The organism is Pseudomonas sp. EA_5y_Pfl2_R50 (genome assembly GCF_963970475.1).
GTDB lineage: Bacteria > Pseudomonadota > Gammaproteobacteria > Pseudomonadales > Pseudomonadaceae > Aquipseudomonas.
This window is the reverse complement of sequence record NZ_CAXAPT010000116.1, coordinates 1-517: the sequence shown is the minus strand read 5'-3', so window position 1 is coordinate 517 and position 517 is coordinate 1. Positions and strand designations below refer to the sequence as shown.

Genomic DNA, 517 nt, shown 5'->3' with positions numbered 1-517 from the left:
TGCAGCCAGTCCTCGCGCGGTAGCGTATCCCCGTTCAGGGTTACCGGGAGGGGGTAGTGTTTCGCGGCCGTGGCGACGTCGTCGGCCAGTGTCTTCAGCCAGGCGTCGGCAACTTTGATCGTGATGGCTGTGCCGCGCGAGATTGGGTCGGGCGAAATCGCGATTGGTCGGCTCGTCTCCCACGCCGAGGCGGGGATGTGCGCCATCCATCCCTGCCGGTCGGGACGGGAGAAGGAACGGACGATCACGTCCCGACCGGCGAGGCTGAACACGCCCATACCTGCCGGGTCTTCCATGCGACGAGTTTGCTCCGACCATCCCGAGCGTCCGAGTGTGACGATTGAAGCAGGATCGGCGATGCCGTGGCCATCATCGATGATGTGGAGGAGCGTGTCGGGTCCGCCCGTTTGGATCAGGACGGCGACCGCAATAGCGCCGGCTCGGCGGGCGTTCTGGAAGAGCTCGGTCACCACGTCGAAGGCGGTGTTGTTGAAGAGCCGTGTGACCTTCGCGATCG

At 65.0% G+C, this 517-nt stretch carries 1 protein-coding gene; it reads right to left on the bottom strand.

What is annotated here, in order from left to right:
- On the bottom strand, nucleotides 1-517 hold a 517-nt coding region (locus AACY19_RS26985), incomplete at both ends, for a hypothetical protein (RefSeq protein ID WP_445262334.1).